The 5,127-nt window shown below is 65.9% G+C and carries 2 protein-coding genes; one reads left to right on the top strand and one right to left on the bottom strand.

The features are described from left to right. Window positions 1–380 precede the first annotated feature (380 nt). Window positions 381–2,654: a response regulator gene (locus tag VOI29_RS22370; RefSeq protein ID WP_323783816.1), complete on the bottom strand. Its 2,274-nt coding sequence runs from the start codon at window positions 2,652–2,654 to the stop codon at window positions 381–383. Window positions 2,655–2,802: 148 nt separating this feature from the next. Between VOI29_RS22370 and VOI29_RS22375 the strand changes: the two genes are divergently transcribed. Further along, the coding region (locus VOI29_RS22375; protein WP_323783818.1) for an MG2 domain-containing protein at window positions 2,803–5,127 on the top strand (2,325 nt) is incomplete at its 3' end.

The following is a 5,127-nucleotide window of genomic DNA, read 5'->3' on the forward strand; positions in this document are numbered from 1 at the left end:
GCCCACGCCCAAGGCCGCACAAGGGCGGTTCCGGCGCAGCCGGTGCGCCTGCGGGCGCGGGAGCGCTGCGCCGATAGAAACGGATCCGGTGTAGGACAGGGTGTCCGATGCAGCCGGATGGGACAAGATCCGGAAACGCCGGATCCCGGCGGCGCCTGGAAACCGGGCCCCGGCCAGGCACTGGTGCAATGGCCCAGGTGCAAAGGTCCAGGTGCAAAGATCCAGGTGCAAAGATCCAGTTGCAAAGGCTCAAATGCGCAGGCCAAGGCGCGCCTCGGGAACAGCTCCGTCTTTAAGAGTGACCGGCTTGAAGAGTGACCGGCTTGGCGTGATGGCGGCAGGAGAGACCTGCCGGCTCAGACGCTCAGCCCCTCAGATGCTCAGGCGGCAGCGGGGGCAGGCGGGCCGTCCGGATCCAGGGGCTGTGTCCCCTTCGGCGCATAGGCGCGGATCTTTTCGTGGATCAGCGCCTTGCGCAGCGGCTTGGTCAGGTAATGGTCCAGCCCGGCCGCGAGAATTCCGTCTGAATCGCCTGCCATCGCATGGGCGGTCAGGGCCACAACCGGAACATGGCCGCCGGTGCCCGCCTCGATGCTGCGGATTCTGGCTGTGGCTTCCTTGCCGTCCATTACCGGCATCGAAATGTCCATGAAAACCATATCCGGGCGGAACGCCTGGAAGGCTTCGACCGCCTCCAGCCCGTTGCCGGCAAATTTCAGGTCCAGGTTCAGCTCTTTCACCATTTTGCTGAACACCAGCTGATTGGTCTTGTTGTCCTCTGCCGCCAGCACCCGCATCCGGCGGAGTTCGGGCCGCGGGCCGGCGGGCGGTTCGCTCTGCGGTGCCGCAGCATCTGCCTGCGGTGCTGCCGCCCTGTCTGCCGCCGGCGCGTCCTGCAGCGGTGCCGCGCAGCCGGCGCCGGCTGCAACCGCCCCCAGCCTGGCCAGCTGGTTGAAAAGTTCGTCGCGCGGGGCAGGGGTTTGCAGCACCCCGTCCGCCAACTGGCGGATTTCCGGGTCATTGGCGCCCTGCGGACCGGAATTCAGCATCAGCACCGGCACCCCGTGCCAGGATTCGGATTTCAGGGTCCTCGTCAGCTGCACGCCATCCAGTCCGGGCGGATTATGGCCGCAGATGACCAGATCAATGCCGCCGTGCATCGCGGCCAGCGCGCCAGCCGCGGTTTCCGCAGTGGTGACCTGAAGGCCCAGCATCAGCAGGTGTTTCTGCAGGATCTCGCAGTTGAGCGGCGAATCATCCGCCAGCAGCACATGGCGCAGCGAGCCGGGCAGCTTCGGCACATCCCGTCCTGCTGGGCCGTCAATGGGCAGCGGCAGGCGGAAGCCGAAGCAGGAGCCCTTGCCTTCCTCGCTGTCGACCCAGATTTCGCCGCCCATCAGCTCGATCAGCCGCTTCGAAATCGCCAGCCCCAGCCCGGTGCCTTCGAACTGGCGGTTGCGTTCATCCTCGACCTGGTTGAACTCGCCGAAGATGTGGCCGGCCTTCTCCTCCGGGATGCCGATGCCAGTGTCCTCGATGTTGACATGGACCGCGCATTCCCTGTCGTCGGGCGATGTGATGCCGGTCACCCGCAGGGTCACATTCCCCTCCCTGGTGAATTTCACCGCGTTGCCTGCCAGATTTGTCAGCACCTGCCGGATGCGGCCCGGGTCGCCGGTAAAACGGGTGGGCAGGAACAGGTCGTAATCCACCAGCAGTGCCAGCCCCTTGTCCCGCGCGGCGGGCTGCAGCAGCATTACCACCTCATGCAGGCAGCGCTCCAGATCAAAGGGCTCGGGGTGCAGCTCCAGCTTGTCGGCCTCGATCTTGGAATAGTCGAGCACGTCATTGATGATGACCAGCAGCGCCTCGCCCGAGGTCTTGATGGTGCTGGTGTAAAGCCGCTGTTCTTCATCCAGATCGGTGTCGGACAGCAGTTCCGCCATGCCCACCACCCCGTTCATCGGGGTGCGGATTTCGTGGCTCATATTGGCAAGGAAGGCGGATTTGGCGCGGTTGGCCGCTTCAGCGCGGGCGCGGGAGGCGCAGAGCTCCTTCTCATAGTGCACGGTCGAGGTGATATCGAGCGCCAGCGACACCATGTCGCCGCCATGGCCGCGCTGATCGATCAGCCGCAAATACCGCTCATCCCACAGCTGGATCACCACCGGATCGGGCGCGGGGGAGAGCCAGCGCTCACTCATCATTTCGCGCCAGGCACCGGTGCTCAGCTCGCCGGTATTGATCAGCCCCTCGTCGGTCAGAAGCTCCAGGATCCGCAGATAGGAGATGCCGGGCGCGACCTCTTCCAGCCCGTCAAAGATATTGAAGTAGGCGGTGTTCGCCCCGATCAGGCTGCCGGCGGCATCAAAAAAGGCAAACCCGTCCTGAAAGGCCTGGATCGAATGCCACAGCCGCCGCTCCGCAGTCTCCACCTTTTCATGCGCGGTGGAGAGATCTGATTTCACCTTGGCGTTCTCGTCGCGCACGGTGGCCACTTCGGCCTGGGTCTGCCCGATCTGTTTGGTCAGCGCCAGCGCATGCCGGCCCAGCTTGCGGTTGGCAGCAGACAGCTCAGCCTTCTTCAGCTCAAGCAGCCGCTCGGCGGCCAGCCGGGCCCGTCTTTCTTCCGCTAATTTGCTGGCAAGGGTCATCCCTGCGAACTCCGGAAATACATTAACACAAACAGCGCGCAGCAATTCCGCACGCAGGATACAGCAGGGCTGCCCCTACGTGTTACGCGGGTGAATCTTGCTATGACGTTAAACCCGTGCCAGCCTGCGCCCGATATTGGAGGGTGCCATGCCGCGTCTGTTTGCTTCTGTTTTGCTGTATGTTATTGCTTTTATTGCGTTCCTGCCCGCTTCCTGGGCCGGTCCGGCGGTTCCTGATTTCCGCTACAAGGCGTTTGCCGACACCGACTTTTTCGGCTCGGACTTGCAGCCGCTGTTTGAGACCGACGTGGAGGCCTGCGCGCGGGCCTGTTCTGCCCAGGCGGATTGCGCCGGCTTTGTGTTCAACCAAAAGGCAAATGCCTGTTTCCCGAAATCCGCCCTGAACCGGCCCAGCCCTTATGCGGGCGCCTTTTCGGCGCTGAAACAGCCGGCCCCCGGCGCGCTTCCGGCAGAGGCCGCCGCGCGGGCAGGCCGGCTGGAGGCAATCCCGGGCCTGGATCTGCCGCGCGCCGCCGCGTTTGCCGAGTCGCTGGGCCTGGCCTACCCGCTGACCGCAGACAATGCCGCCGAGGCGGTCGCGGCGGCCCGTTCGCTGTTCCGCGCCGGGCAGCCGCTCGCGGCGCTGCGCTGGATGGGGCAGGCAGTTGTGCTGACGGATTCCGCCGCGGACTGGACCCGCTTCTCGGCTTATTTGCTGCGGGCCGCCCAGGACTCGGGCAACCGCTCCCAGCAGCGCCGCTTCCGGCAGGAGGCTCATTCAGCGGCGCTCAATGGCTACTTGCGGGCGGCGGCCCCGGCGGATCAGGCACAGGCCCTTCGTCAGGCTGCAAAAGCGGCGGAGGCGCTTGGCCGCGGCCGCGGGATGCTGCCGCTGCTGCGCCTGGCCGACGAGATCATTCCGCTCAAGGAAAATGCCGATCTGATTCAATATGCGATCCGCAAATACGGCTTCCGCGTCACCGGTTCCACGGTTGAAAGCGACAGTGCCGCGCCCCGCATCTGCGCCGAATTCTCCGAAGATCTGGAACAGGCCGGAACCGATTACGAAAACTATGTGCGTTTGGGCAGCAGCAGCCTGGCGGTCACCGCATCCGGCCGCCAGCTGTGCTTTGACGGGGCGGAGCATGGCAAGCGCTACCAGCTGACCCTGCGCCGCGGTCTGCCTTCGGCCAGCGGCGAGCAGCTCTATAAAGATGTGGAGCTGACACATTATGTCCGCGACCGCGCGCCCAAGGTCCGTTTCCCGGGCCGCGCCTATGTGCTGCCGGCCGGCGGCGCGGCCGCGTTGCCGGTGGAGACGGTGAACCTCACGGAACTGGACCTGCACCTGCGCCGGGTCAGCAGCCGCAACGTCCTGCGCACCCTGCAGGAGGGCTATTTCGCCCGGCCGCTGTCGCAATGGGAGGATAAGCATTTCGCCGCAGATATTGCCGAGGAAATCTGGCAGGGCAGCGCCGGGGTGGACACCGTGCTCAATCAGGCAATGACCAGCCGCCTGCCGCTGGACGAGGCGCTGACAGGACAGAAACCGGGTCTCTACGCCCTCACCGCGCGGGTGCCGGGCGCCGATCCCTATGATGACGCCGGTGCCACGCAATGGTTTGTGCTGACCGGTCTCGGCCTCAGCACCATGTCCGGCAGCGACGGTCTGCATGTGCAGGTGCAGGGGCTGGCAGAGGCCAAACCGCAGGCGGATGCCAAGGTCAGCCTGATTTCCAGCGCCAACGAGGTGCTGGCGACGGAAACCAGCGACGCCAGCGGCTATGTGCATTTCGCCTCGGGCCTGACCCGCGGCTCCGGCAGCGCGGCGCCGGCGCTGATCACCGCGCAGGCGGGGCAGGGGGATTTCACCTTCCTGCCGCTGAATGACGCCGCCTTCGACCTCTCCGACCGCGGCGTTGCCGGCCGCCCGGCGCCGGGGCCGGTGGATGTGTTCCTCGCCACCAACCGCGGCGCCTTCCGGGCAGGTGAAACCGTGCATGTGACCGCACTGGCCCGCGACGCCAGGGCGCAAGCCGTCGAGGGCCTGCCGCTCACCGCGATCCTGCTGCGTCCCGATGGGGTGGAATACAGCCGCCAGACCTCTGCGGCGGACCGCAAGGGCGGGCATGTCTTTGCCCTGGCCACCGGCCCCGCCGCGCCGCGCGGCACCTGGCGGATCGAGATCAAGAGCGACCTCAAGGCGCCCGCGCTCGCCAGCCGCCAGATCCTGGTTGAGGATTTCCTGCCCGAGCGTATAGATTTCGCGCTGGAGGTCGCCAATGCCGGCAGCCTCCAGCCCGGCGGCGCCGCGCAGATCGCGCTGCAAGCAGATTACCTGTTCGGCGCACCCGGCGCGGGGCTCAAGGTGGACGGAGACATCCGCCTCACCGCCGCCAGCACGCTGGACCAATGGCCAGGCTTCCGCTTCGGCCGCTATGACGAGGTTTCCTCTGCCCAGACCGGGTATTTC

It is taken from the genome of Leisingera sp. (assembly GCF_034669605.1).
Taxonomy (GTDB): Bacteria; Pseudomonadota; Alphaproteobacteria; order Rhodobacterales; family Rhodobacteraceae; genus Leisingera.